The organism is Arenibacter catalasegens (genome assembly GCF_002909235.1).
Classification (GTDB): domain Bacteria; phylum Bacteroidota; class Bacteroidia; order Flavobacteriales; family Flavobacteriaceae; genus Arenibacter; species Arenibacter catalasegens.
On the sequence record NZ_PHQQ01000030.1, the window covers coordinates 1 to 26,725 of the forward strand.

Here is a 26,725-nt window from a genome sequence, read left to right on the forward strand (position 1 = left end):
AAACCACCGCACCTTAAAATTGCCCCGAAGGCGCGTTAGGGGGCAAAGCGGCATCCCCGAAGCGGCGCAAGGGATACAGCAGAGCACCCGGACCGACCCCAAGGAGGGAACGCTGAACAACTTATATATGTATATGAATAAAATCGTTCCTATATATATTGCCAACATAAATACTAGATGTTATCTTTGCACACTTATTACGACAAAATAGCATGATCAAGATAACTTTACCAGACGGAAGCATTAGAGAATATGCCGAAGGAACATCACCAATAGAAGTAGCCAAAAGCATCAGCGAAGGTTTGGCTCGAAATATTATTTCTGCAAAATTTAATGGAGTCACTGTTGAAACCGTAACACCTTTAAAAGAAGACGGATCACTTATCCTATATAGTTGGAACGACAAAGAAGGAAAAACAGCTTTCTGGCATTCCACCTCGCACGTTGTAGCTCAAGCATTGGAAGAATTGTACCCCGGTGTTAAATTGACCATAGGACCAGCCATTGATAATGGATTTTATTATGATGTAGATTTGGCAGAAGGCAGCATTTCGGAAAAAGACTTTCCGGAAATTGAAAAGAAAGCCTTGGAGATTGCCAGAGGGAAACACTATTTCAAGATGCGTGCCGTCACCAAGGCAGAGGCATTGGAACTATATAGATCACAGGGCAACCAATATAAGGTAGAACTTATCGAAAATCTGGAGGACGGTACCATAACCTTCTGCGACCATGACACCTTCACCGATCTTTGTAGGGGTGGGCACATACCCAATACCGGTATTGTCAAAGCCATTAAAATTTTGAGTGTAGCCGGTGCCTACTGGAGGGGAAATGAAAAAAACAATCAGCTGACCAGGGTATATGGCATTTCCTTTCCAAAACAGAAAGAACTTACCGAATACCTTGAACTTTTAGAAGAAGCAAAAAAAAGAGACCACAGAAAACTGGGCAAGGAATTGGAACTGTTTACTTTTTCGCAGAAAGTAGGGCAAGGGCTTCCGTTATGGCTTCCCAAAGGAGCAGCTTTAAGGGAACGTTTGGAGAATTTTTTGAAAAAGGCGCAGAAGAAGGCCGGTTATGAAATGGTTATTACCCCACATATTGGACAAAAAGAGCTTTATGTTACCTCTGGTCATTATGAAAAGTATGGAGCCGACAGCTTTCAACCGATCAAGACACCAAAAGAAGATGAAGAGTTCTTGTTAAAACCCATGAACTGTCCGCATCACTGTGAAATTTACAATTCCAAGCCATTTAGCTACAGGGAGCTACCAAAACGATATGCTGAATTTGGCACTGTTTACCGTTATGAACAAAGTGGAGAATTACATGGACTTACACGGGTTCGTGGCTTCACACAGGATGACGCCCACATTTTTTGTACTCCCGACCAATTGGCGGAAGAGTTTAAGAATGTAATAGACCTTACCTTATATGTATTGGGATCTTTGGGTTTCGGTAATTTTACAGCACAAGTATCCGTAAGGGATTTGGAGAAGCCTGAAAAATACATTGGATCGGTAGAAAACTGGGAAAAAGCAGAAAACGCAATTATCAATGCGGCAAAAGAAAAAGGCCTCAATTTTGTTATAGAAAGTGGTGAAGCTGCTTTCTACGGTCCCAAGTTGGATTTCATGGTGAAGGACGCCCTGGGCAGGAACTGGCAATTGGGTACAATTCAAGTGGACTACAACTTACCGGAGCGCTTTGACCTTACTTACAAAGGCAGTGACAATATGTTGCATAGACCGGTAATGATTCACAGGGCTCCTTTTGGAAGTATGGAACGTTTCATTGCATTATTACTGGAACATACAGGTGGTAATTTCCCTCTTTGGCTGATGCAAGAGCAGGCTATAATCCTCCCTGTCAGCGAAAAACATGAAATATATGCCCAAAAAGTTTTAAATTCCTTGGAAAATAACGACATTCGCGCCCTCATTGATAACCGAAATGAAACGGTAGGCAAGAAAATACGTGAAGCGGAGATGAATAAAATACCATTTATGCTGATCGTAGGAGAGAATGAAGAAAAAGATGAAACCATTTCTATAAGGAAACATGGTGGTGAAGATTTAGGCACCATCTCTGTAAAAGCATTTTCCGACTTGGTATTAAATGAAATAAACAGTACCTTAAAGTCGTTTTAAAAAAAAAGTTTAACTAAAAATATTACGTCATAGCAATTAGAAAAAGATTTAGGCCCCAACCTAGGAGGGAAAACAAAAACCCGCACAATATCAATGAAAGTATTTCATCGCCAACAGTTAGGTTGGTTGGCGACAATATAGAAGTAGGTGTATACAACACCCGCGACGCCTTGGCGAAAGCAGAGGAACTGGAATTGGATTTAGTAGAAATTTCTCCTAAAGCCGATCCCCCTGTTTGTAAAATAATAGATTACAAAAAATTTCTTTACGAACAAAAGAAAAGGGAAAAGGTCATGAAGGCCAAAGCCACTAAAGTAATCGTTAAAGAAATAAGATTTGGTCCGCAAACGGATGACCATGATTACGAGTTTAAGAAAAAACACGCAGAGAAATTCTTAAAAGATGGCGCTAAGCTAAAAGCTTATGTTTTCTTTAAAGGTCGTTCTATTGTTTACAAGGATCAGGGAGAGATTCTATTACTTAAATTGGCCTCCGAATTGGAAGATTTAGGAAAAGTGGAACAAATGCCAAAGCTTGAAGGTAAGCGAATGACCATGTTCCTTGCTCCAAAAACCAAAAAATAAACCTGAGCTTCAATGCTCTGTTTGTATAAAATAAAATGCTGAATTTATTTAAGCATTAAGATAGTAAGCGAGATAAATTAATAAATAGGAAGAAAATGCCTAAACAGAAAACAAAATCCAGTGCCAAAAAGCGATTTAAGCTTACCGGTACTGGTAAGATTAAAAGAAAGCATGCCTTTAAGAGCCACATTCTTACGAAGAAGTCTAAAAAGCGTAAGCTAGCGTTAACCCACTCTGGATTAGTCCACGATGCGGATGTTAACAGTATTAAAGAACAATTACGTTTAAAGTAATCGTTTTATCGGTAATTATTAACCCTGGAGTTAGGCTTAAAAGTATTCTACATTAAAGAATCGCCTACTACAAAAAACAATTAAAATTATGCCAAGATCAGTAAATTCAGTTGCTTCCAGAGCCAGAAGAAAAAAGGTGATGAAGCAAGCCAAAGGTTACTTTGGAAGACGTAAAAACGTTTGGACAGTAGCTAAAAATGCGGTTGAAAAAGCAATGTTATATGCTTACAGAGACCGTAGAAATAAGAAAAGAAATTTCCGTTCCTTATGGATTACCCGTATTAACGCTGGTGCCAGAATGCACGGATTGTCCTATTCCCAGTTTATGGGTAAGGTTAAAGCCAACAACATTGAGCTAAACCGTAAGGTATTGGCGGATTTGGCTATGAACCACCCAGAAGCTTTCAAAGCTATTGTGAACAAAGTAAAATAAATTAATAAACTTATCTCGCTTATAAAAACCTGTTCTTTTAAGAACAGGTTTTTTTTATGTTCAATTCAAAACATTCTTGGAATCCAACAAAAATCTAAATATTATTAAGTTGCCTTAATCTTTCCCACCGCTTCCTTAAACTCTTCCCAGTCAATGTACTCATCCCCGGATTTATCATAACCTTCAATTAGCTTAGAAGAAACGATTCCCCGAAGAAATCCACTAATCTCAGCCTTCTTCAACAACTCGACTATCTCACTTTTTTTCAATTTACCATCTCCATCCTCGTCAAAAAAATTATAAGCATCCTCCGGAGTTTGAAATTTATTGGTAATAAGGATCTGTATTTTATCCAAAATCATATCTTTTGTTGCCATATCTTAATTTTTTAAAAACCATAATACTCTAAATTACTAAATAAAACATACAATGAGTTAAACCCCAAAGTAGCTTAATACCAAATTCCTTCCGCTGGCATTATTCCTGTGTTCACACAAATAGATACCCTGCCATATTCCCAAATTTAATTTACCATTGCTAATGGGTATCTGTACTGACGCCCCCATAAGGGACGATTTGATATGAGCGGGCATATCGTCCGAGCCCTCATAATCATGGAGATAATAAGGCGCATTTTCCGGAACCATTACATTCATGTGGCTTTCAAAATCTGCCCTAACGGTAGAATCCGCATTTTCATTTATCGTTAAACTTGCCGACGTATGTTTTATGAATACCTGAAGCATCCCAGTTTGTATTCCTTTCAGATGTGGTAGATGATTAAGTACTGTATCCGTAATCAAATGAAAGCCCCTCCTATAGGCATTTAATCGCACTTCTTCCTGATAAAACAGCATATTATTGGGTCTTTATAATTTGTTCAAATTTCGACAAATATTAATAAATCTAAAACTTTACTTAACAAGACAAGTATTTAGGCGGATAACAAATACCTTTGCAGCTTAAATTATTTGGATGGATTTATCGAAAGTAAAAATGGTGGTTACCGATATGGATGGCACCCTATTGAATTCCCAGCATGAGGTAAGCCCAAAATTCTTTGAACTATTCGAAGAATTAAGAAGGAGGGACATTAAATTTGTTGCAGCAAGTGGACGGCAGTACAACAGTATAATAGATAAATTGGATGCCATTAAAGACGACATTATTGTTGTTGCAGAGAATGGGGCTTTTGTAAAAAAGCAGGATCAAGAATTGTTAGCTACACCTTTGGAGCAACATACCATTATTGAAACCATGGAGCTTCTAAGGAACGTGGAGGGCATACACCCTGTATTATGTGCTAAAAATAATGCCTACATCAATGGAAACTCCGACATTTTTCTCAATAAACTACGAGAGTATTATTCCGAATTTAGTGTTTTAGACGATATTTCCTCCTATAATGGGGAAGTTTTAAAAATTGCCATTTACCATTTTGAAAGTTCCGAGAAGTTTATTTATCCTATGGTTAAACATTTGGAATCGGAATTGAAAGTGAAAGTCTCAGGGGAGAACTGGTTGGATATTTCCCACATGAACGCTAACAAGGGTTATGCCTTACAGCATATTCAGGAGAAGTACGGCATAAGTAGACATGAAACCATGGTTTTTGGCGATTACAATAATGACTTGGAAATGTTGTCCATGGCCGATTTCAGTTTTGCCATGGCCAATGCGCACCCCAATGTGAAAAAAGCATCCAACTACTTGACTAGCAGCAATGATGATTTTGGTGTTGAGAATATTTTGGAATCGATGTTATCGGCAAAACAGACTAAAAGATAAAAAACATCACTGTGCTGTACCTAGTAATGCACTTGGCAAATATCCCATGGTTTTCTTAAATGCAACGGTAAAATGCTGGGGATTGGAGTACCCTACTTCGTAAGACGCTTGCGCAATTGACATATTGTCCACAAGAACCAATGATTTAGCCTTCTCCATCCGCAATCGGGTAATATATTTAAATACCGTTGTTTGATGTATCTTTTTAAAACAGCTTTTTAACTTGGTAGTATTAAACCCAGCTATTTCAGACAGTTCCTTTATCGTTAATTTTCCTTTTAGGTTTTGTATGATATAGGAAACCACTTTTTCAATGGCTTCATAATCCAATACAGACAACTGCGACTCCCCTATTTCGCCAATAGAATTTTCACTTCCGAGCAATGCATCTATCACCAAACAACGAATTTGAGATTCTATATAATTGGTTCTGGAACTCCCTGTATATGGGCAGTACAAAATTTCAAGAAGTAGTAGTCTTAGTTTGCTGGGAATTGGTTGCCCTGCACTCCACAGACATGTGGGACACTTTCCTAGAACACCCAGAAAATGCTCAAAGCCAGAATCATATTCTGTTCCCAATAAATCTTCAAGAAACTCCTTCGTAAAAAAAACTTCGACAGAAACGTACTCAAGCCCCATTAGGTTTTGAGTTCCTAAAATGGTTGGCCATTGTACTAGATTATAACACCCAGAGTTAATATCCACTTTGGCTTTACTTTCCTTAGTGGTAAACCTATAATTGCCTTCTAGCAAAAAGTGGATACCAAAACAAAAATGGGTATTTTCATATTCTATCCTAGGAAAATTGTCGAGACTTAACTTTCGTAATATAACGGTAGCCCCATCTAACCGAAGCTCTTGTTGACTTCCTTTAATCCCATTTCCTAGCTTGAATACTTCAGTTATAAATGCATTTTCTTGTACCAGTTCCATGGAACCGATACCATTACCTATACGATGCTTTGTTGCTGGAAAAAGACCTATTCTCATTAATTCTTAATTCGTAACTAAAACTTCCTTTTGCGTTATTGCTAGCCGAAATCCTGGATTAGATTTGCAAATCTATTTATTTAGATTTAATCTTAATAAGAATAGATGACATTTTTTTTAAAAAACATGAAAAACATATTTACGGCTTTCTTACTCATCATTTTCTTGTCTGCCAAAGGGCAGGAAGCTTTCTGCAAAATATCGGGCATGGTAAGTGATGCTTCAGGAAAGCCTTTGCCCTATGCAACCGTTTTGATAGAAGGCCTAAAACTTGGTGTTCTTACGGACAATAATGGGGTATACTCCATTAGCAAGGTGCCCCTAGGAAAGCAGAGGGTCGTAGTTTCTTATATTGGGTACGGTACGCACTCAAAGACCTTTAATGTATACGAAAGTGCAAATTACATAAAGATCGATTTTACACTACAGGAAACAGTGGAAAACCTGGACGAGGTAACAGTCAGCGGCAAGACCAGGGAGACAGAGATTGAAACCAAAGGCTTTGCCGTTAATGCCATAAAAACAGAAGAAGCTAGCCTGCGAAATATTCAAACGAACGAATTACTAAACACTACGGTTGGTGTGAAAATTCGTCAAAATGGAGGTTTAGGTTCTGACGTTAGTTATAGTCTAAATGGGTTGTCCGGAAACTCTGTGCGAATATTTATCGACGGAATTCCAATTTCTACTTACGGTTCCTCCTTTAACCTAAACAGTATTCCTCCCTCAATGATTAAAAACATTGAGGTTTATAAAGGGGTGGTTCCCGGGCATTTGGCAGACGATGCTTTAGGTGGAGCCATTAATATTGTACTTCATAAAGATGCAAAAACAAATTTCAATGCTTCGGTTTCTTATGGATCCTTCAATACCATTCAAAGCAGTGTTAATGGCTTATATCGTTTCGAAAAATCTGGATTTACGATAAAGACCTCCCTTTTTCATAATTATTCCGATAATGATTATAAAGTATCAGGCAGAAGCGTAGTTGTTACCGGCTTAGGAGGTGTACAAACAGCAATTACAGCAAGTAGATTCAACGATGCCTATAGGTCTACAGGTGGAATGGCACAGATTGGCTATACCGATGTAAAATGGGCAGACCAATTTTTTATTGGTGTAACTGGTTCTGATGATTATAAAGAAGTGCAACACGGAGCTTTTATGACTATTACTCCGTACAAGGGAAGGTTCTTAGAATCTAACGCCTTATTAGGAAGTTTAAACTATCAAAAGAAAGATCTTTTCATCAAAGGGCTTGATGTTACTATAAACGGATTGTACGGTAAAAGAAACCGCGCTGTTAACGATACCGTTTCTTGGGCGTATAGTTGGAACGGAGAAAGAGCTATTGATTTTAGAGGAAATGAATATCAATACACTTGGCGTTCCCAGCAAGAGGGCGGACCTACCCTATCTAAAATTAAAAGAAATGTAGCATCAATTAGAACTGGGGTTTCATATGCTATTAATAACAATCACACGGTATCTGTAAATCATGTATATAGCGGAATTGATAGAGAAGATAGTGATGCTTTAAGATCCGTTTTGGAAAACACCTTTCTTGGAACAAGGGATTTGTATAAAAACATTTATTCTTTAACCTATGAATTAACAGCTTTTGAAGACAAGCTAAGAGCCAGTGTATTTGGAAAACATTATCAGCAAAAAACGGTAAGTATTGATTCTGCCATTGAAACTGACACCAACGGAAACGATGTGGTTATAGATGAAGTTGTTGGTAGCAATAAGAATTATGACGGATATGGCTTTGCAGCTTCTTATGCCATAATTCCCAATATAACACTTTTAGCATCCGCAGAAAAAGCTATTCGACTACCAAACGAAACAGAAGTATTTGGTAATGACGGAGATAACGTAGTAGCCAATTCAAGCATTGATCCAGAAAGCAGCAACAACTACAACTTAGGGTTTAGATTTGGGTCATTTAACATCAAAAAGCATGATTTTACGATTTCCACAAATATTTTTACCAGAAACATTAGAGATAGAATTGGACTACCAATTGAAACCTCTCTGAATGTTGATGACGAATTAATTGTATATGTAAATCAAGGTAGTGGTACATCGAAAGGAATAGATGCACAATTAAATTATTCCTATAATAACAATTTTGGATTCAATTTTAATGTTTCTGGTTTCGATTTAAAAATTGTAAACCAAGGAATAGAAATAGATGTGCCGAATACACCATTCTTTACCATGAACGGTGGCTTACGTTATTCTTTCAAGGATGTAATTCTGAAGAAATCTCGATTAAATCTTTTTTATAATGTCTATTTCACTGATGAATTTTCATTCTTAACCTCACAAGGCGCTAACACTGTTGGTAATGAATTTTTCGAAGTACCCCAACAATTATCACAAGATATCGGACTTAGTTACACCTTTCCAAACAACAAGTTTGTAATGAGTTTTGATATCAAAAATATACTTGACGAATCCGTATATGATAATTTATCTGTACAAAAACCTGGAAGAGCTTTTTACCTAAAATTAAATTACACAATCAATAAATTTTAACCCTTTTAATAAAATCAAATATGAAACGTACCTTTTTAAATTTTAAAACCTTAGCAGCAATTGCACTAACAGCAGGCCTAATGACTGCTTGTAGTAACGATGATAATGGTGGAAATCCAGACCCGGATCCAGATCCAATTGAAGATACTAGATGGATTACCATTGCCGCTGCTAAAATGGGAGATAACCCTGGTGATGGTAACGGAGGAACATTAATTTATGCTGTAACCAGTAATGATGCAAAAGACCCTACTGTATCAATATCGCCTTTTGAAAATGGGTTTATTGCCCCTTCCAACAGAACAGCTAGATTACAATCCTCTGAAGATGGTAACACTATTTTTAATATTAGCTACGCCGGAGATACTGGCGGAAACTACACAAAGTATACCGTAGAAGGCGGACAAACTTTTACACCAACAGGTTCTGAGGTAAGTATTGCTCCTTATGTAGGGACTGCCCCGAGATGGATAAAATTATTTGATGGAGATAAAACAGGAGCTGCAGTATATGTGTCAACAGAAAACGAATTTGACGAAAATGATAATTATACGCGCACAGATGCCACTATTGGTGTAGTGACCTTAGATTTAGTAAATTCTTCAATTAAAGAGTTCCAAGAACATAGTGTTGCCTTAAGTGCTGAAGAAGAAGCAAATGGTTATTATATCTCAAGAATTGACATGCCTACTTTAAATGCAGCCGGAGATAAATTATATATTGGTGCACGTCTAAGCAAGGTTGATCCTGCCACTGCAGAAAGTGACAGTGATTATGAGATTTTAGGTTCTAAAACTATTGTATTAGATTACCCTTCTTTGTTAAATCCATCAGTAATTACTTCTACTGTAGGACACGGAAATACGAACGGATACCGTAGTATTAATTCCTTCGAATATAACGGGAGTGTTTATCAGGCCAATCAAAGTGACCCTGAAGGTTCTCACATCTTAAAAATTGATGCCGATAACGAATATGACGATTCTTATGAGTTTAATTTGGATGATACTCTAGGTGTTGAAGGGGCTTATATCCTTGCTTGGAGACCTGCAGGAAATGGCAAAGCGGTTTTAGCTTACCGCCATGATGGATCTGCAGAAGGTGTAGCAGGTGCTCAAGGATTTTTCGCTTTGGTAGATTTAAACGCTAAAACAGCTATAAAAATAGATGATATTCCTTATGATCCAGATTTCTACTTATTCCAATACCAAGGTTTCGTAGTTGATGGAACAGAAATATACGTAACCCAGGGTGCCGTAGGTCAAAATGGAAACATTTACGTGGTGGAAACTGAAACTGGCGAAGTGACTAAAGGTGCTGAATTAATAAACGTGGCTGGAAGCCACTTTATAGGTGCATTTTAAACCCATAAAAGTTATTTCTTTTATCAATTCAACTCTAAATGACCTTGGGCCAAGATAGGCAAATCTGGAAGTACTTCTATTTGGCACAACTTTAAACTCTCCTTAGGGTTTTCCAAAAGAAGTCTCCTTACAGGCCAGAGTTGGAACAAATGCTATTTAATACAGTAAATATTAAAATTACATAACAGCTATTATTTCTAAGACCGTTATCGGAACTAAGGTTTGGGTAACGGTTTTAAAAACTCGGAAACACAAAAATTATAAGAAAATGAAAACTACTATTTGTAAAACTTTCGCTCTATTTTTCGCTATAGGCTTAATCTCATTTAGCGCCGTAGCACAAAGAGTCATGGAAAAATCAAGCAACCCCTTTTTGAACGGCGACTATTGGGAAGCTCAACCAAGTATAGCGGCTATTGATTCGACACAGAAAGAAGGGCACTCGGTTACAGCGGCCAATGGTGGTGGTTTTGATGCCACTACTTATGCCATATTTGGCAACAATCCTGTAAGCACAATAGAATATTTAATTTCCCAGGGTAATGACGTAAACAAACGCACCCACGATTCTCGTACCTATGTATTTTGGGCGGCATCACGTGGGAACCTTGAAATTGTAAAATTCTTAGTTGAAAATGGCGCGAAGCTAGATTTGGTCGACTCTCACGGCTACGGACCAATTTCTTTCACTGCAGCAACTGGACAAACCAATACCGCTATTTATGATTATTTCATTAAAAGTGGGGCCGACTTAAATAAAGAAAAAGACCATCATGGGAATAATGCACTTCTCATTGCTGCTTCTAGAGCCAAAGACCTTGAACTAGTGCATTATTTCATTGGAAAGGGTTTGGATATCAATAGTACAGATGACCATGGAAACGGTATTTTTCACTATGCTTCACAAGGTGGAATTATTGCTATTCTTAAGCAATTGAAAGCCCTTGGGGTTTCAACAAAGAAAAATGAAACCACCGGTGAAAATGCTATTTTCTTTGCCAGTAAAGGCAAAGAAAGCTCCCTGGAGCTCTATACTTATTTAGAAAGTTTAGGTATTAATGCCAATGTAAAGACCAAAGAAAACGTTACTCCTTTGCATAATTTGGCAAGTTTGTCTAAAGACCTGAAGGCTTTTGATTATTTCGTGAAGAAAGGTGTAGACCCAAATGAAGTCGATGCTGAAGGAAATACAGCTTTATTGAATGCTGCGGAAAGAAACCAACTGGAAGCGGTTACATACTTTGCCGAAAGAACGAATAACATAGACCACGCCGATAAAGTTGGACGTACCTCCTTAACCTTTGCCATTCAAGGCAACAGTTCCGAGGTAGTATCCTATCTAATTTCCAAAGGTGCCAATGTTAGTGTAATAGATAACAAAGGAAATAACTTGGCATCTTACCTTTTTGGTAGCCGGGGTACACCACGTGACTTTGATGAGAAGGTTGCAGCATTGAAAAATAAAGGTTTTGATTTTAAACAACCGCAAGGCGATTATAGCTCTGTTTGGCATTTAGCTGTTTCTAGAAACAACCTTGGTCTACTTAAAAAAGTGAGCGAATTTGGTGCAGATATCAACGGTAAGGACCAAAATGGAAACACTCCATTGCACTATGCCGCCATGAAGACCGATAATGCAGAAATATTAAAGTATTTGATCGCGAATGGAGCTGACCCAAGTTCAACCACTGAATTTGGTGAAACCGCTCACGATTTGGCCAGCGAAAATGAGCTATTGGCCAAGAACAAAGTTAATCTTCAATTTTTAAACTAATATCTATGAAAAATATAATTATTAAGACCGGTGGTGCCTTGTTTTTAGCATCTGCGCTCTTTATATTATCTTCTTTTGTAAAGGAACCCGAAGTAAGTTATAAATGTATGATTCAAATGACAAACTATACTGGCGAAAAAGCCTATGTAGTAGTTTCATTAATCAATCCTGAAGGGAAATACGAAAAGACACTTTACATACAAGGAGACGATAAAGAATGGTTTCCTGATTTAAAAACCTGGTGGAAATTCAGTGATGGCTCAAATGAAAATGTGGATGCTATTTCAGGAGCTACCATTGGTAACGGGGAACGAAATATCATTTCTTTGGGCTTCAACGCAGCCCAAATTAATATGGGTTACAAAATTCGTTTTGAGTCTGCTGTAGAAAATCAAGAATACTATGCTGTTGATGTGGAAATTAAACTTAACTCGGCTACCATACAGGAAAAAGTAGATGGTAAGGGTTACATCCGTTATATAAGAATGGTGCCAAATAGATAATTTTATGATTGTATCGGTATGGAGGTATAGCCATTTACTATTTGCCATTATTTCTTCTATTTTTCTTTTGATTGCATCGGTCACCGGGGTTATTCTTGCTGTAGAACCAATTTTGAATAAAATTGAACCCTACAGTATTTCTGGGGCCGATGAACTTTCTTTGGGCGAAACCTTAGCGCATATAAATGCAAACTATGAAGAAGTACTGGCAGTATCGCGTGACCGAAACGGTTTCGTAAGTATAACGGCTATTGTAGACGGAAAAAATGATGAATTTTATATTGATCCATTTACTGGTGATAAAGTAGGAAGTCTTATTCAAAAAAAGCCTCTTTTTCAGTTTGCCACCAACCTCCACCGCTCTCTCTTTCTTAAATCTACGGGACGTTTCCTCATTGGATTTGCCTCATTTTTGCTTATTCTCATAAGCATTTCGGGTATAATACTAATAGCAAAAAGACAAGGTGGATACAGGCAATTCTTTGCAGCTGTTGTCCGTGAGAATTTTTCTCAATACAGCCATGTAGTATACGCAAGACTTTCCCTAATACCGCTTTTAGCATTGGCTTTAACGGGAGTGTACCTTTCCTTGCTTCGTTTTGATATAATACCCGATTCCCAAGTTTCGCTTCAAGTAGATTTTGATGCTATTCGAGAGCAACCTGAAAGAGACTATACCGAGTTCGACCTCTTTAAAAACACTCCATTATCGGAGCTGCGAGAGTTAGAATACCCCTTTTCAGAATTTGTAGAGGACTACTATATCATTCGCCTTAAGGATAGGGAGTTGTACCTGAATCAAATTACAGGAGAGGTTCTTGCGGAAAAAAAACATCCTTCAATTCATATGATATCATCTTGGGCGACGGTTCTTCATACCGGAGAAGGTAGTATTTTATGGTCTATGGTGCTTGGTCTGGGAAGTTTGGCAATCCCCTTTTTAACTGTGACAGGCTTTATAGTTTATTTTAAAAGACCTAAAACCAAGATTAAAAATGAATATTCAAAAAATGAAAGTGAGTATGTGATTTTGGTTGGTACTGAAGGGGGCACAACGCTTCATTTTGCTCAGGAGCTACACAAACAGTTACTATTAGCTGGAAGAAAAAGTTATTTGGGCTTGATGAATCAATATACCCATTTCAAAAAAATGGAACATTTAATAGTTATCACCGCCACTTATGGCCAAGGGGAAGCCCCAGCAACGGGTGACAAGCTCATCCAACTAGTTGAAAAAAATCACCAAAAACAGAAATTTGACTTTTTTGTAGTCGGTTTTGGGGCTACTGCCTATCCCAACTTCTGCCAATTTGCTTACGAAACATATGACGCCTTAAAGGCAGCTAGAAATAGTACTGCTCTGCAAGAGGTATTTACGGTCAACGATCAATCTTTCGAAGCTTTCAATAATTGGTCTAAAGCGTGGTCAGAAAAAGTAGGTCTGAATTTACAGTTGGAAAAACCGAAGCTGATTTCCAAATCAAAACCGCCATCAACTTTTAAAGTCATACATAAAACTGAGCTTCCCGAAGAGGACACTTTCCTTTTGAGCCTCAAAAACCTTAATGGGTCGAAACCTATTTCAGGGGACTTGTTATCAGTGGTGCCCGCTGATGGCGCTCGCGAGCGATTGTATTCTATTGGCAAGTTGAATACAGATACTTTATTGATTAGCATCCGAAGGCATCAACAAGGCTTATGCTCAAACTATTTATATCAACTTGAACAAGATGATATAATTTCCGCTACTGTCGTTAACAATAGAAATTTTCATTTTCCAAAGAATGCCAAAAAAACCATATTTATAGCTACCGGAACAGGTATTGGTCCTTTTCTCGGGATGATACAGGAGAATATCCAAAGAAAAGAAATTCATTTGTATTGGGGAGCCAGAACAAACGATTCATTCAATCTTTACAAAGAATATATTGAAAGGGCTATCCAAGATCAAAAACTGACTAATTTTATAACCGCATACTCCCGTAATCAACCTGAAAAAATTTACGTTCAACATTTAATTCAACGAGATAAAGAGTTGTTTTTAGAGGTTCTAAAAAAGAAGGGTTGCATTATGATCTGTGGATCCTTAGCTATGCAAAAGGAAGTTTTAAAAGAACTACAGGAACTCTGCAACGAATATCTAGGTAAAGACCTAAGCCATTACCAAAACCGAAGGCAAATAAAAATGGATTGCTATTGAGCTAATACAATTCCGTAGGAAGAAAAATTGAAAATCTGATTTCCGTTTAAGTCTTCTGCTTCTTTTTCTGAGCAGCGGGAAAAAGCACATTGTTTAAAATGAGACGATAACCGGGAGAGCTAGGATGTAGTTCTAATTCGGTTTTAGGGTCCCCTACCCTATGCTGATAGTCCTCGGGATCGTGACCTCCATAAAATGTAAAAAAGCCCTTGCCTTTAATTCCATGGATATAGCGTGCCTCGCCATTAATTCTATTTTCACCCAATACCAATACGGTGGGTTTAATTTCTCCCCTCGCAAAGGCAGTTGTCTGCCCCATAAATCCCTTGACCAAAGCGGTGTGGTTTTGACAAAGCATAGTGGGAACCGGATCCCATTTGGCAGAGAAATCCATCAAAGAAAAATAGTCCGTTTCCTTGGGAACATTACCACGGGCATTAGTCATATCTATAGAAGAAAATTCATATTGTAACGGATTGCGCTCCAGCGTAAAATTGGTAAAGGCAAAGGTTTTTCCATAGTCCAACTTGCCTTGATAATTGGCGTCGGAAGGGTCGCCATCAAACATGGGCTCACATATATCCACTCCGTCCGCAGCCAAGGCAATATCAAAACTATCCGTGGCGGAGCACATAGCAAACATAAATCCTCCCCCAATAACGTAATTTCTAATTTTTAAAGCTACGGCCCGCTTTTCCTCAGATACTTTATCGAATCCTAACTTTTGAGCCAAGGCCTCCGCACGCTGCTTTCCTTCTATATACCAAGGTGCTGCTCTATAAGCGCCATAAAATTTTCCATATTGTCCCGTAAAATCTTCGTGGTGCAAATGCAACCAATCGTAGAGCACCAATTTGTCCTCCATAACTTCTACATCATATACTTGGTCATAGGGAATTTCTGCATATGAGAGCACCATAGTAACCGCATCGTCCCATGGAGAATTATCGTCAGGGGAATAGACGGCAATTTTAGGTGCCTTCTCCAAAATTACAGCTTCCTGATTTTTGGAAGGACTTGCTATTTCATCTAGAATAATTTGTGTTTGGGAATCGGATAATATCTCAAAAGACACTCCCCTTATCTGACATTCCTTACGGATGGCCTCCCCATCGGGCAACAAGAAAGACCCTCCCCTATAATTTAACAACCATTGCACCTTTTGTTGCTTGGTTAATACCCAATAGGTTATTCCATATGCTTTTAAATGGTTTATTTGAGTTTCCGCGTCCATCGGAATAAGAATACTGGAAGCAACGGACTTTACAGAAAACAGCAGTACTATAACAAGAAAAATCACCCTCCTAACTGGGGTGTATGGTAGTATATTATTATGGAATAAATCCCTCAAATTCTCTCCTTACAATTATGTGCATTACCAAGATAGGAAAATCCCATATACTAACAAGTTAAAAAGACCAAACCTATGCCAATAGCAAATTAGAATGGCACATCATTATCATCCTGCATGGAATCATCGTTCATAGAACTTCCAAAGGCCTCATTGGCATTAGGGAGATTTTTAGTAATGAATGGATTTTCATCCTCTGCATTCATTTTGGATTGAAATTCGAACGGAGAATCAAAGTCATCCAAATTATCGAATTTACCAAGATGTCCAACGAATTTAAGACGGATATTCTCCAAACCACCATTCCTATGCTTTGCTACAATAAATTCGGCCTGGCCAGCAGTGGGGGAACGTTCCTCATCATCCCATTCATCAATCTTATAATATTCGGGCCTATAGATAAAGGAAACAATATCAGCATCCTGCTCAATTGCTCCAGATTCCCTTAAATCCGATAGGATTGGTCGTTTACTCCCCCCCCTAGTTTCTACGGCACGGGATAGCTGTGACAAAGCTATCACGGGAACATTCAATTCCTTGGCAAGGGCCTTTAAGTTTCTGGATATGGTTGATATCTCCTGCTCACGGTTTCCTCCTTTTTGACTTCCCCCGGCCGTCATCAGCTGCAAATAATCAATAACGATCATTTTAATATTGTGCTGTGAAGCCAAACGCCTTGCTTTTGCCCGAAGGTCGAAAATGGATAGCGAAGGGGTATCATCAATAAACAAAGGTGCTGTCTCCAAGGCCTTTACCTTAACGTTCAACTGTTCCCATTCATGTTTTTCCAATCTTCCCGTCCTTAATTTTTCGGAGGACAATCCCGTCTCCGAAGAAATCAACCTTGTTATTAACTGAACAGATGACATTTCCAGAGAAAAAAAGGCTACACCAATATTGGAGTTTACGGCTATATTCCTGGCCATGGACAAGGTTAAGGCCGTTTTACCCATACCTGGTCGTGCGGCTACAATAATAAGATCACTGGGCTGCCAACCTGAGGTTAACTTGTCCAATTTATCAAAACCAGATGGTATTCCACTGAGTCCCTCTTTGCCTGCAATTTCTTCAATTCTTTTCTTTGCCTGTATCACCAAATTCTGGGCCGTTTCAGCGGAACGCTTTAAGTTACCCTGGGTAACATCGTACAACTTGGATTCTGCAGTGTCCAACAAGTCGAACACATCGGTAGAATCTTCATAGGCCTCCTCGATAATTTCATTTGAAATCTTAATGAGACTACGTTGTATGAATTTCTGCAGAATAATTCGGGCATGAAACTCTATATGCGCGGAGGAAGCCACCTTTTGTGTCAATTTTATAAGATAAAAATCGCCCCCGGCATTCTCTAATCGTCCATCCTTTTTTAATTGCGATGAAACGGTTAATAAATCCACTGGTTCCGAATTTTCAAACAACTTAAAAATAGCTTCATAGATGTATCTATGGGCATCCTTATAAAAGACTTCAGGATGTAGGATATCTATTACTTCATCGACCCCTTTCTTGTCTATCATCATCGCTCCAAGCACAACTTCCTCTAAATCAGTAGCTTGAGGGGGTATTTTTCCCTTTTCCAAGCTAATGATGGTCGACTTGTCTATGCGATGACCAATAACGGGGTTCGTTTTTTCCATGAGTGCTAAATTATACAAATAAGAATTAAGAAGAGTTTTGGGATATTAACAGTTGTTCAACAATTTGCCTGTTGATAAGTTACGAAATTTGTTTATAAGCAAAAAAAAACTGGAGAATTTCTGCTCCAGATTTTTTCACCTTGACAAAAAGGGATACTATCCATTAAATACACCCATATTGGCATATTTATCCATTCGGTTTTTCACCAATTCTTTTGGTGATAACTTTTTTAATTCCTCATAATGAGAAGAAATTTTATTTTTTACGATTTCGAAAGTCTTATCCCTATTGGCGTGTGCCCCACCTGCAGGCTCACGCACGATTTCGTCTATCAGTTTCATTTTTTTCATATCGGTTGCGGTCAATTTCAAGGCTTCTGCCGCAATTTCCTTATACTCCCAACTTCTCCAAAGAATGGAAGAACAAGATTCTGGTGAAATAACCGAGTACCACGTATTTTCCAGCATCAACACCTTATCACCAACCCCAATACCTAATGCTCCTCCTGAAGCGCCTTCTCCAATAATCACCACAATAATGGGGACTTTTAGACGGGTCATTTCCAAAATATTCCTTGCAATTGCCTCTCCTTGGCCCCTTTCCTCTGCTTCGATCCCTGGATATGCACCTGGAGTATCTATTAAACACACTACGGGGACTCCAAACTTTTCGGCGGACTTCATTAAACGCAATGCTTTTCTATATCCTTCCGGATTGGCCATTCCAAAATTACGCAACTGCCTTGTCTTGGTATTATAGCCCTTCTGTTGCCCAACAAACATATAACTCTGGTCGCCAATTTTACCTAGACCACCGATCATAGCCTTGTCATCCTTTACATTGCGATCGCCATGTAATTCCAGAAAGGTTTCCCCACAAATGGCTCTTATATAATCTAAGGTATATGGCCTATTTGGGTGTCTTGACAATTGTACCCTTTGCCAGGCGGTTAGATTCTTATATATATCCTTACGGGTTTCCGTTAGCTTTTTCTCGATCTGTTTACACGTCTCAGAAACATCAACTTCACTTTCTTCACCGATAATCATGCACTTATCCAATTGCTCTTCTAGCTCTTTAATTGGAAGTTCAAAATCTAAATACTCCATAGGTTTATAGGTTTAGTTCTTTTCAACAGGCAAATATAAAACTTTAATGGGAAGGTAACCCATTAGACTTTTTTTTTAATTTTTTTCTATTTTTCAAAATCCCATTGGCCACTACAGTCATTAATATTAAGAGTGCTCCAACATAGAAAAGTGGATTCATTTTCTCACTATCACCAAGAATTAAAAATGCCAATATTATACCGTAGACGGGTTCCAGATTACCTGTCAAGATTACCGTATATGGCGAAATATATTTAAGAATCTTGACCGATGCAATGAAGGCATAAGCAGTACAGATTGAAGCGAGTACAAATATAAATGTCCAATCGTTTAAGGACAGCTGAAAGAAATTTTGATTAAAACTAGCACTAACTGAAAGGTAAATAGTCAAAAACAATACACCGCTTCCCAATTCATAAAATGAAATGATGGAAGGCCTAAGTTGTTGTGTTAATTTCCCATTTATGAGTGAAAAGGTGGCCGACAAAAAAGAGGAGGCCAATGCCAAAAGAATTCCTAGTAAGTAACCGGTCTCTACCCTAAACATTATATACAGGCCCAACATAACTATAATTCCGAAAACTACTTCATAGCCCACCATTTTCCTCCTATACCAGAACGGCTCCAATAAGGCGGTAAAAAAAGCTCCGGTAGACATAGTTGCCAGAGCTACGGATACATTGGAAACCTTGATCGCCATAAAAAAAGTAACCCAATGTAGGGCAACAACTATGCCTCCAACAATCAATGTCAACATTGCTTTCGGAGGCACCTTCAATGAAAATTTCCGTATTATGATATAGGCAATAATAATTAAGGAGGCCATTAACATGCGATACCATACCAAAGGCAGGGCATCTATAGTTATCAACTTGCCAAGGACTGCCGAAAAACCCCATACAAAAACTATAAAATGTAAGTGAAGATAATTCTTGAGCTTAACGTTTGGCATTCTGCAGCAAATAAAACGCTATGGCCCCGAACATTACGTTGGGAATGATAACTGCCCATAAGGGCGAAAAACCTGATTGCTCTGCCAGCGTACCGAATACCTTGTCGAAAAAGATGTATATAAATGCCACACCAATACCAAATGCCAAATTTACACCCATACCTCCACGTCTCTTTACCGAAGAAACCGCCACCGCAATAATGGTTAGGATAAATGCGGCAATGGGCAATGCCCAACGTTTGTATTTCACCAAAATATAACTGTTTATATTGGAAGCACCTTTTCTTTTTTGGGTAGCAATAAATTTATTTAGCTCGATCATATTCTTGGTCTCAGCTATATACGACACAGGAGTAAGGTCATCAATTTTAAAATCGAAAATAGTATCCAATCTTCGTTTTGTTTCCACAATTTCCACATCGTTCACCAGTTTTCTTTTTTCGTAGGAGGTAAGTCTATAAACCGTATCCTTATCGATCCACCGAATATTAGCTGCGGATATCTTGAAGTCCAGCGTATTTTCCTCGTTAAAACGCTCCATAGTAAAATTATACCCTATCTGTCTCGCTGGATCAAAACTACTCACGTAGATATAATCGTTTTCATTTAATTGATTAAATATATTTGTAGTAACCCTATCCTGTTTACCCTTTTTTAAATATTTAAAAATAAACTCATTGTATCCTACACTGGCGTTGGGTACTATAAACATCCCCATAAAAAACATGATTACAGCAATAATTGATGCACCTATTAAATAAGGGCGTAAAAATCGGCCGTAGGACACCCCTGAACTAAGAATAGCTACAATCTCGGTATTGTTGGCCAATTTAGAAGTAAAGAAAATAACCGATAAGAAAAGGAAAATTGGAAACAATAGATTCCCGATTACCAAGGTGAAATTTAAATAATACATGGCTATTTCCGAAAAAGGAACCTCATTATCGATCATTTTTCCTACTTGCTCTGCCAAATTCGCCATAATTCCGATGGGCACGAACAGCAAGAGCATGACAAAAAAAGTTGCCAGGTAACGCTTAAGTATATATTTATCTATTATGGTTAGCACCTATAGTCGTTTATCCATTTGTTTCACCATTACAGATTTCCATTCATAGAAATCCCCTGCTAAAATATGTTTTCTTGCCTCACGAACCAACCACATATAAAATCCCAAATTATGAATGGTAGCGATTTGTTTTCCCAAATACTCATTGGCAGCAAACAAATGCCTTAAGTAGGCTTTGGAATACTCATGGTCTACAAACGTAGTACCCATTTCGTCCACAGGCGAAAAGTCGTCTTCCCACTTCTTATTTTTTATATTGATAGTACCATGTGCTGTAAAAAGCATACCATTTCTTGCATTTCTGGTAGGCATAACACAATCGAACATGTCTATTCCCAAAGCAATATTCTCAAGAATATTTATAGGGGTACCCACCCCCATTAAATATCTGGGTTTGTCCTCTGGAAGAATTTCACAAACAACTTCTGTCATGGCATACATTTCCTCAGCAGGCTCGCCCACGGATAACCCGCCTATGGCATTGCCCTCCGCACCTACTCCTGCAATATATTCCGCCGATTGCCTTCTAAGGTCTTTATAGGTTGACCCTTGAACAATAGGGAAAAACGTTTGCTCGTAATCATAGGCAAAGGGAGTTTTGTCCAAATGTTTAATACAGCGATCTAACCACCTATGGGTCATATGCATAGATCTCTTTGCGTATTTATAATCGCATGGATATGGAGTACATTCATCAAAAGCCATGATGATATCGGCCCCGATTACGCGCTGGATTTCCATCACATTCTCAGGGGTAAACACGTGATAGGAACCATCAATGTGCGATTTAAACTTAACCCCTTCTTCCTTTATCTTCCTGTTATCGGATAAGGAATAAACCTGGTAACCACCGCTATCCGTTAAAATATTACGATCCCAGTTCATGAACTTATGAAGTCCACCAGCTTGTTTCAATATTTCTGTTTTAGGCCTTAAGTACAAATGATAGGTATTCCCTAAAATAACATCAGGGTTTATCTCCTCCCTCAATTCCTTTTGGTGTACCCCTTTTACGGAAGCTACGGTGCCAACAGGCATAAAAATGGGGGTTTCTATCTTGCCGTGGTCCGTAATAAGCTCCGCTGCCCTGGCCTTGGTCCTTGTGTCTGAATGTTGTAAAGTGAATTTCAAAAAGAATCTATTTAAAGCCGCAAATATAATCAACTCAAAGCCATTAAATCCTTAACAAAAAAATAAAGTTCTGTTATCGGCTAGGATAGTTGATAAAATATTATAACTCACGCTTGTGTACCCAAAAGATTGCCATTACTTTTGAAGAGTTTAAAAAATAAAGATAAAATGCCAAAACTTCAAGAATTACAAGATTTGACCGTTCAAGTGCGCAGAGACATTCTAAGAATGGTTCATAAAGTAAACTCCGGGCATCCAGGAGGTTCATTGGGCTGTACTGAATTTATTGTTGCCCTGTACAATGAAATTATGGAGCTTAAGGAAGGATTTGATATGGATGGTAAAAATGAAGATCTCTTCTTTTTGTCCAACGGCCATATATCCCCTGTTTTCTACAGTGTTTTGGCAAGAAAAGGTTATTTTCCTGTTGAAGAATTAAATACCTTTAGATTAATTGATTCGCGCTTACAAGGTCACCCTACTACCCATGAGGGCTTACCTGGGGTACGTATTGCTTCAGGTTCTCTGGGCCAAGGTATGTCTGTAGCCTTGGGTGCTGCACAGGCGAAAAAATTGAATAAAGATTCCAAAATAGTATACACCCTTCATGGTGATGGCGAGTTGCAGGAAGGACAGAATTGGGAAGCCATTATGTATGCTGCAGGAAAGAAAGTAGACAATATTATTTCTACTATTGACTACAATGGACAGCAGATTGATGGAGCTACGAACGATGTACTTCCAATGGGTGATCTAAAAAAGAAATTTGAAGCTTTCGGTTGGGATGTTGTCGACATCAAGGAAGGAAATGATTTGGAGGCTATCATAAAAGGAATGAAAGAAGCCAAGAGTAGAACCGGTAAAGGAAAGCCGGTATGTGTATTACTGCACACCATAATGGGACATGGGGTGGATTTTATGATGTACACCCACGCATGGCATGGTAAAGCCCCCAACGACGAGCAATTGGCAACGGCATTGGGACAAAACCCTGAAACTCTAGGAGACTACTAATCCCTATTCTTTTCTAACAAAAATTAAAGCAAGTACAGATGAAAAAATATATAGATCAAGGTAAAAATGATACAAGAAGTGGATTTGGTGCAGGCCTAGCCGAATTAGGTAGGACCAACCCTAATGTAGTTGCATTATGTGCCGATTTGGTAGGCTCGCTAAAAATGGAAAAATTCATTGAGGAAAATCCTGAGCGTTTCTTTCAGATTGGTATCGCCGAAGCAAATATGATGGGTATTGCAGCTGGACTTACCATTGGAGGAAAAATTCCCTTTACCGGAACTTTTGCCAACTTTTCCACCGGAAGGGTTTATGATCAAATAAGACAGTCTATTGCCTACTCTGATAAAAACGTAAAGATATGTGCTTCACACGCCGGGGTTACCCTTGGTGAGGACGGAGCTACACATCAAATACTGGAAGATTTGGGGTTGATGAAAATGCTACCTGGAATGACTGTCATTAATACATGTGACTACAACCAGACCAAAGCGGCTACCATTGCCATCGCAGAACATCAAGGACCTGTTTACCTAAGGTTTGGACGTCCAAAAGTGGCCAATTTTACCCCGATTGACCAAAAATTTGAAATTGGAAAAGCAGTTATGCTTACCGAAGGGACCGATGTTACCATTGTGGCAACCGGACACTTGGTATGGGAAGCTTTGATTGCAGCCGAAAGTTTAGAAAAACAAGGTATATCTGCTGAAGTAATAAACATACATACAATAAAGCCTCTTGATGGGGAAGCAGTGTTAAAATCTGTTAAAAAAACAGGCTGTATCGTTACTGCGGAAGAGCACAATTATTTAGGTGGTCTTGGAGAGAGTATCTCCGGATACCTTGCTACGACGCGCCCTACCCCACAAGAATTTGTTGGCACCAAAGATACATTTGGAGAGAGTGGTACTCCAGAGCAATTAATGGATAAATACGGTCTAAACAATAAAGCTATCGAGAACGCCGTTCTGAGTGTGTTAAAAAGAAAATAAATCATTCTCCTTTGGGAGGTGAGGATTCTTAACATACAAAACGGCGAAAACTGTGGAACAAATCTTAACTAAACTGCTAAAAATTATCCGCTAGAAATAGTAGTAATTGTTTAGCAGTTTTTTTTGTACCACAACATCACTTGTTCGTGTCAAGATAAATTCTTTTTAAGTTAAACGGTTAAAAGTGTTGTGCCTAATATTGCACAATGTATTCTAATTCTTAAAAGAACACATTATGATCAAGAAAACAATTTTATTAGCAGCTATTGCCGTAATGGGCTTTACTGTACATGCGCAATCAGGTTCAGGATTTGGCGTCAAGGGCGGACTTAATTATGGCGCCAATGGTGATTATTTTGAATCTACCGAACAAGCCTACAAAGACCCCAAGGGCAATGTGGGATACCATATTGGAATCTTTGGAAAAGTAGGGGACAAAATTTACCTAAGACCTGAATTGGTGTACACCAAAACAAAATCCGACTACGAAAACAATAGTCTGGCAATGAGTAAATTGGATGCGCCAATATTGCTAGGTGTTAACTTAATTGGACCGTTAAACCTTTTTGTAGGGCCTGCTTTCCAATATATTTTGGACACCGATTATGATGGTATTACGATTGGGGATGTAGAAAATGATTTTACGGTAGGGCTAAATATTGGTGCTGGACTGTCCTTTGGTAAATTTGGCATAGACCTAAGATATGAAAGAGGTTTTAGCGAAAACGAGGTAACCGTAGTCGATGGACCCTTTTCCAATGACCGTATAGACACTAGACCTGACCAATTAATTTTGAGCGTGGCTTTGAAACTTTAAAAAAAAGTCTTTAAAATAAAAATGCCCTCGCTAAAGCGAGGGCATTTTTTATTAGTGTCAGTTAAACTTCAGCTTTAAATATTTTTGTCCAAATAATCGAGAATACCATCGTTATTGGCATCTTTTATTTCATCCTCGGTAAGAATACCGTCCCCATCATCATCGGTGTCCAAATAATTTGGAATGCCATCCTCATCGGTATCATCGTTAAAAAGATTTCCATCATTATTTAAATCCTCAAGAATTGTACTTACACCGTCACGATCGTGATCAGATGTATTGGTTGCCAATAAGTTTACCTCAAATATAAGCGGGGCATAAGTTGTTCCAGGAGCACTTCCACTGAAATAGGCAATTCCCGAAGGCATAAAAATTAGACCAACACCACTTCCTGTTACGGTAAAAGTGCCATCGCCATTTTCTATAAAATCACCACCAGATTTAAATTTGGGCATTCCTTCCTTAAATCCCTTTATTACTCCAGAATTGCCAGAAACTCCAGATCCCTGCATATCAAACCATACAGGAGCTCCAAGTCTACTATCAAAAATTCCCCCATCCAAACGCATACCTTGATACTTTAAGTAAACAGAGTCTACCGGTGTAGGATTTTCGCCTACCCCCTGTCTAGCTACAACGTAATATAATGTATGTGGAATATCAATTTCCCCTGCATCCAATCCAAGATCACTGGATGATATTTTAATCACCTGTGTCAGAGCATCTTCAAACAAGGATTTTTTGTCAGCATTGGCACCGGCAATAGTATCTATCTTTATTCTTAAGTTGAAACCTTCATCAATAGGTTCCACAAAATCTTCATAGTTATAAAAATGTGTTTTTAAATAGGCTTGTATTTCAGCATCGTTTTCCACTGCAACCTCACTTAGCAATCTTGGGGGTATTACTTCAATGTCATTACCATCGTCTTTCTTACAAGACCAAATAGCTGCAAAAATTAAAGTAAGTAAAAGAATTCTCTTTATAGTCATTGATTTCTTATTTAAAGGGCGCAAGATACAATTTTCAACTATTTTTGTAGAAGACGTTAACAAAGATTTTCAATAGTTTATGCGAATTGACAAATACCTATGGAGCACCCGCTATTTTAAAACGCGAAATATAGCTACCGAGGCCTGTAAAAAGGGGCATATAAGAATCAACGATCAAGTGGTAAAACCATCAAGGGATGTATATCCCTTGGATAAGGTGGTTGTTAGAAAAAATCAAATTAATTACGAATTTACGGTGTTGGATGTTCCAGAAAGTAGGGTTGGTGCTAAACTTGTGGACATCTACCGCAAGGATACCACTCCTAAAGAAGCCTTTGAACACAATGAGTTGTTACAGTACTCCAAAGATTATTATAGAAAAAAGGGAGCTGGAAGACCCACAAAAAAAGATAGAAGGGATATAGACGGTTACTTAGATGATGAAACTGAATAAGGATTTTTGGGAACACAAGTATGACCAAGGAGATATGGGCTGGGACGTAGGCTATATTTCAACACCATTAAAAGAATACATTGACCAACTCACCAATAAGAATTTAAAAATTCTAATACCGGGCGCTGGCAATTCCTATGAGCTACTCTATCTAGTTGAAAATGGCTTTTCTAATGTTTATGTCGTTGACATTGCCAAGCAGCCACTGGATCATATACAACAAAAAATTCCGATTTTTCCACAGGACCAACTCATTGAAGGGGATTTTTTTGATTTGGAATTGAATAATTTTGATTTAATATTGGAACAGACTTTTTTTTGTGCATTAGATCCAAGCTTGAGAAAAAATTATGTTCTTAAAATGAGACAGCTACTTAAACCCAATGGCAAATTAGTAGGGCTTTTGTTTAATTTTCCCTTTACGGAAGCAGGACCGCCATTTGGAGGTAGCCGTGAAGAATACAAGTCCCTATTTCAAGAACATTTCAATATCAAGATTTTGAAAACTGCACACAATTCCATAAAACCCAGAGCGGATAAGGAACTCTTTTTTATATTTGAATCTAAATAAAACGAC

The 26,725-nt window shown here is 38.3% G+C and carries 26 protein-coding genes; 16 read left to right on the plus strand and 10 right to left on the minus strand.

What is annotated here, in order from left to right; genetic code table 11:
- The 5 genes from CWD90_RS23320 to rplT form a co-directional block, all read left to right on the plus strand.
- Window positions 1-211: hypothetical protein (locus tag CWD90_RS23320; RefSeq protein WP_205161279.1), on the plus strand; the 211-nt coding region annotated here is incomplete at its 5' end.
- Window position 212: 1 nt separating this feature from the next.
- Window positions 213-2,153: a threonine--tRNA ligase gene (gene thrS / locus CWD90_RS19440; RefSeq protein ID WP_103477732.1), complete on the plus strand. Its 1,941-nt coding sequence runs from the start codon at window positions 213-215 to the stop codon at window positions 2,151-2,153.
- 29 nt (window positions 2,154-2,182) lie between these two features.
- Window positions 2,183-2,737 (plus strand): translation initiation factor IF-3, encoded by a 555-nt coding sequence (gene infC / locus CWD90_RS19445; RefSeq protein ID WP_103477733.1) that lies wholly within the window; start codon window positions 2,183-2,185, stop codon window positions 2,735-2,737.
- A 95-nt stretch (window positions 2,738-2,832) separates the two neighbouring features.
- Window positions 2,833-3,030 carry a 50S ribosomal protein L35 gene (gene rpmI / locus CWD90_RS19450; RefSeq protein ID WP_013304701.1) on the plus strand — a complete coding sequence of 66 codons (198 nt, stop codon included), beginning with the start codon at window positions 2,833-2,835 and terminating at the stop codon, window positions 3,028-3,030.
- A gap of 88 nt (window positions 3,031-3,118) precedes the next feature.
- The gene (gene rplT / locus CWD90_RS19455; RefSeq protein ID WP_103477734.1) at window positions 3,119-3,463 is read left to right on the plus strand and encodes a 50S ribosomal protein L20; all 345 of its coding nucleotides are present in this window, start codon (window positions 3,119-3,121) and stop codon (window positions 3,461-3,463) included.
- 104 nt (window positions 3,464-3,567) lie between these two features.
- On the opposite strand, the gene CWD90_RS19460 is transcribed toward rplT, so the two are convergent.
- Together CWD90_RS19460 and CWD90_RS19465 are read right to left on the minus strand one after the other, a co-directional pair.
- Complete coding sequence (locus CWD90_RS19460) at window positions 3,568-3,840, minus strand: EF-hand domain-containing protein (RefSeq protein ID WP_103477735.1); 273 nt, start codon at window positions 3,838-3,840, stop codon at window positions 3,568-3,570.
- 57 nt (window positions 3,841-3,897) lie between these two features.
- Window positions 3,898-4,320, minus strand: coding sequence for a secondary thiamine-phosphate synthase enzyme YjbQ (locus tag CWD90_RS19465; RefSeq protein WP_103477736.1), 423 nt, complete (start codon window positions 4,318-4,320; stop codon window positions 3,898-3,900).
- Between the two features lie 118 nt (window positions 4,321-4,438).
- Between CWD90_RS19465 and CWD90_RS19470 the strand changes: the two genes are divergently transcribed.
- Window positions 4,439-5,251, plus strand: coding sequence for an HAD family hydrolase (locus CWD90_RS19470; protein ID WP_103477737.1), 813 nt, complete (start codon window positions 4,439-4,441; stop codon window positions 5,249-5,251).
- 6 nt (window positions 5,252-5,257) lie between these two features.
- On the opposite strand, the gene CWD90_RS19475 is transcribed toward CWD90_RS19470, so the two are convergent.
- Window positions 5,258-6,244: a helix-turn-helix domain-containing protein gene (locus tag CWD90_RS19475; RefSeq protein WP_103477738.1), complete on the minus strand. Its 987-nt coding sequence runs from the start codon at window positions 6,242-6,244 to the stop codon at window positions 5,258-5,260.
- 126 nt (window positions 6,245-6,370) lie between these two features.
- Here CWD90_RS19475 and CWD90_RS19480 point away from each other — a divergent pair, with 126 nt between their 5' ends.
- The 5 genes from CWD90_RS19480 to CWD90_RS19500 all read left to right on the plus strand — a co-directional run bounded on the left by CWD90_RS19480 (window position 6,371) and on the right by CWD90_RS19500 (window position 14,629).
- On the plus strand, window positions 6,371-8,788 hold the full coding sequence (locus CWD90_RS19480) for a TonB-dependent receptor (RefSeq protein ID WP_103477791.1): 2,418 nt from the start codon (window positions 6,371-6,373) through the stop codon (window positions 8,786-8,788).
- Between the two features lie 20 nt (window positions 8,789-8,808).
- On the plus strand, window positions 8,809-10,152 hold the full coding sequence (locus CWD90_RS19485; protein WP_103477739.1) for a hypothetical protein: 1,344 nt from the start codon (window positions 8,809-8,811) through the stop codon (window positions 10,150-10,152).
- Window positions 10,153-10,420: 268 nt separating this feature from the next.
- Window positions 10,421-11,926 carry an ankyrin repeat domain-containing protein gene (locus tag CWD90_RS19490; protein ID WP_103477740.1) on the plus strand — a complete coding sequence of 502 codons (1,506 nt, stop codon included), beginning with the start codon at window positions 10,421-10,423 and terminating at the stop codon, window positions 11,924-11,926.
- Window positions 11,927-11,931: 5 nt separating this feature from the next.
- Complete coding sequence (locus CWD90_RS19495) at window positions 11,932-12,429, plus strand: DUF2271 domain-containing protein (protein WP_103477741.1); 498 nt, start codon at window positions 11,932-11,934, stop codon at window positions 12,427-12,429.
- 4 nt (window positions 12,430-12,433) lie between these two features.
- Window positions 12,434-14,629: a PepSY domain-containing protein gene (locus CWD90_RS19500; protein WP_103477742.1), complete on the plus strand. Its 2,196-nt coding sequence runs from the start codon at window positions 12,434-12,436 to the stop codon at window positions 14,627-14,629.
- Between the two features lie 46 nt (window positions 14,630-14,675).
- On the opposite strand, the gene CWD90_RS19505 is transcribed toward CWD90_RS19500, so the two are convergent.
- The 6 genes from CWD90_RS19505 to tgt form a co-directional block, all read right to left on the minus strand.
- The gene (locus tag CWD90_RS19505; RefSeq protein WP_239986571.1) at window positions 14,676-15,863 is read right to left on the minus strand and encodes an asparagine synthetase B; all 1,188 of its coding nucleotides are present in this window, start codon (window positions 15,861-15,863) and stop codon (window positions 14,676-14,678) included.
- Window positions 15,864-16,069: 206 nt separating this feature from the next.
- Window positions 16,070-17,617 carry a replicative DNA helicase gene (gene dnaB / locus CWD90_RS19510; protein ID WP_103477743.1) on the minus strand — a complete coding sequence of 516 codons (1,548 nt, stop codon included), beginning with the start codon at window positions 17,615-17,617 and terminating at the stop codon, window positions 16,070-16,072.
- Window positions 17,618-17,773: 156 nt separating this feature from the next.
- The gene (locus CWD90_RS19515) at window positions 17,774-18,727 is read right to left on the minus strand and encodes an acetyl-CoA carboxylase carboxyltransferase subunit alpha (RefSeq protein WP_103477744.1); all 954 of its coding nucleotides are present in this window, start codon (window positions 18,725-18,727) and stop codon (window positions 17,774-17,776) included.
- A 43-nt stretch (window positions 18,728-18,770) separates the two neighbouring features.
- Window positions 18,771-19,679 carry a DMT family transporter gene (locus CWD90_RS19520; RefSeq protein WP_103477745.1) on the minus strand — a complete coding sequence of 303 codons (909 nt, stop codon included), beginning with the start codon at window positions 19,677-19,679 and terminating at the stop codon, window positions 18,771-18,773.
- A complete protein-coding gene (locus tag CWD90_RS19525) occupies window positions 19,666-20,748 on the minus strand; it encodes an LptF/LptG family permease (RefSeq protein ID WP_103477746.1) in 1,083 nt (360 codons plus the stop codon). Before CWD90_RS19525 ends, CWD90_RS19520 begins: the two co-directional genes overlap by 14 nt.
- Complete coding sequence (tgt, locus tag CWD90_RS19530; protein WP_103477793.1) at window positions 20,749-21,879, minus strand: tRNA guanosine(34) transglycosylase Tgt; 1,131 nt, start codon at window positions 21,877-21,879, stop codon at window positions 20,749-20,751.
- A 168-nt stretch (window positions 21,880-22,047) separates the two neighbouring features.
- Between tgt and CWD90_RS19535 the strand changes: the two genes are divergently transcribed.
- The 3 genes from CWD90_RS19535 to CWD90_RS19545 all read left to right on the plus strand — a co-directional run bounded on the left by CWD90_RS19535 (window position 22,048) and on the right by CWD90_RS19545 (window position 24,702).
- A complete protein-coding gene (locus CWD90_RS19535; RefSeq protein ID WP_103477747.1) occupies window positions 22,048-22,893 on the plus strand; it encodes a transketolase in 846 nt (281 codons plus the stop codon).
- Window positions 22,894-22,931: 38 nt separating this feature from the next.
- The gene (locus tag CWD90_RS19540) at window positions 22,932-23,885 is read left to right on the plus strand and encodes a transketolase family protein (protein ID WP_103477748.1); all 954 of its coding nucleotides are present in this window, start codon (window positions 22,932-22,934) and stop codon (window positions 23,883-23,885) included.
- A 238-nt stretch (window positions 23,886-24,123) separates the two neighbouring features.
- Entirely contained in the window at window positions 24,124-24,702 is a 579-nt protein-coding gene (locus CWD90_RS19545) for an outer membrane beta-barrel protein (RefSeq protein ID WP_103477794.1), read from the plus strand.
- Between the two features lie 74 nt (window positions 24,703-24,776).
- Here the strand turns inward: CWD90_RS19545 and CWD90_RS19550 are convergent, their stop codons facing one another.
- The gene (locus CWD90_RS19550; protein ID WP_103477749.1) at window positions 24,777-25,694 is read right to left on the minus strand and encodes an FKBP-type peptidyl-prolyl cis-trans isomerase; all 918 of its coding nucleotides are present in this window, start codon (window positions 25,692-25,694) and stop codon (window positions 24,777-24,779) included.
- A 79-nt stretch (window positions 25,695-25,773) separates the two neighbouring features.
- On the opposite strand from CWD90_RS19550, the gene CWD90_RS19555 reads away from it, so the two are divergent.
- Window positions 25,774-26,148, plus strand: a complete 375-nt coding sequence (locus CWD90_RS19555) for an RNA-binding S4 domain-containing protein (protein WP_103477750.1) — start codon at window positions 25,774-25,776, stop codon at window positions 26,146-26,148.
- The gene (locus CWD90_RS19560; protein ID WP_103477751.1) at window positions 26,135-26,719 is read left to right on the plus strand and encodes a methyltransferase domain-containing protein; all 585 of its coding nucleotides are present in this window, start codon (window positions 26,135-26,137) and stop codon (window positions 26,717-26,719) included. The genes CWD90_RS19555 and CWD90_RS19560 overlap by 14 nt, the downstream gene beginning before the upstream one ends.
- Window positions 26,720-26,725 lie beyond the last annotated feature (6 nt).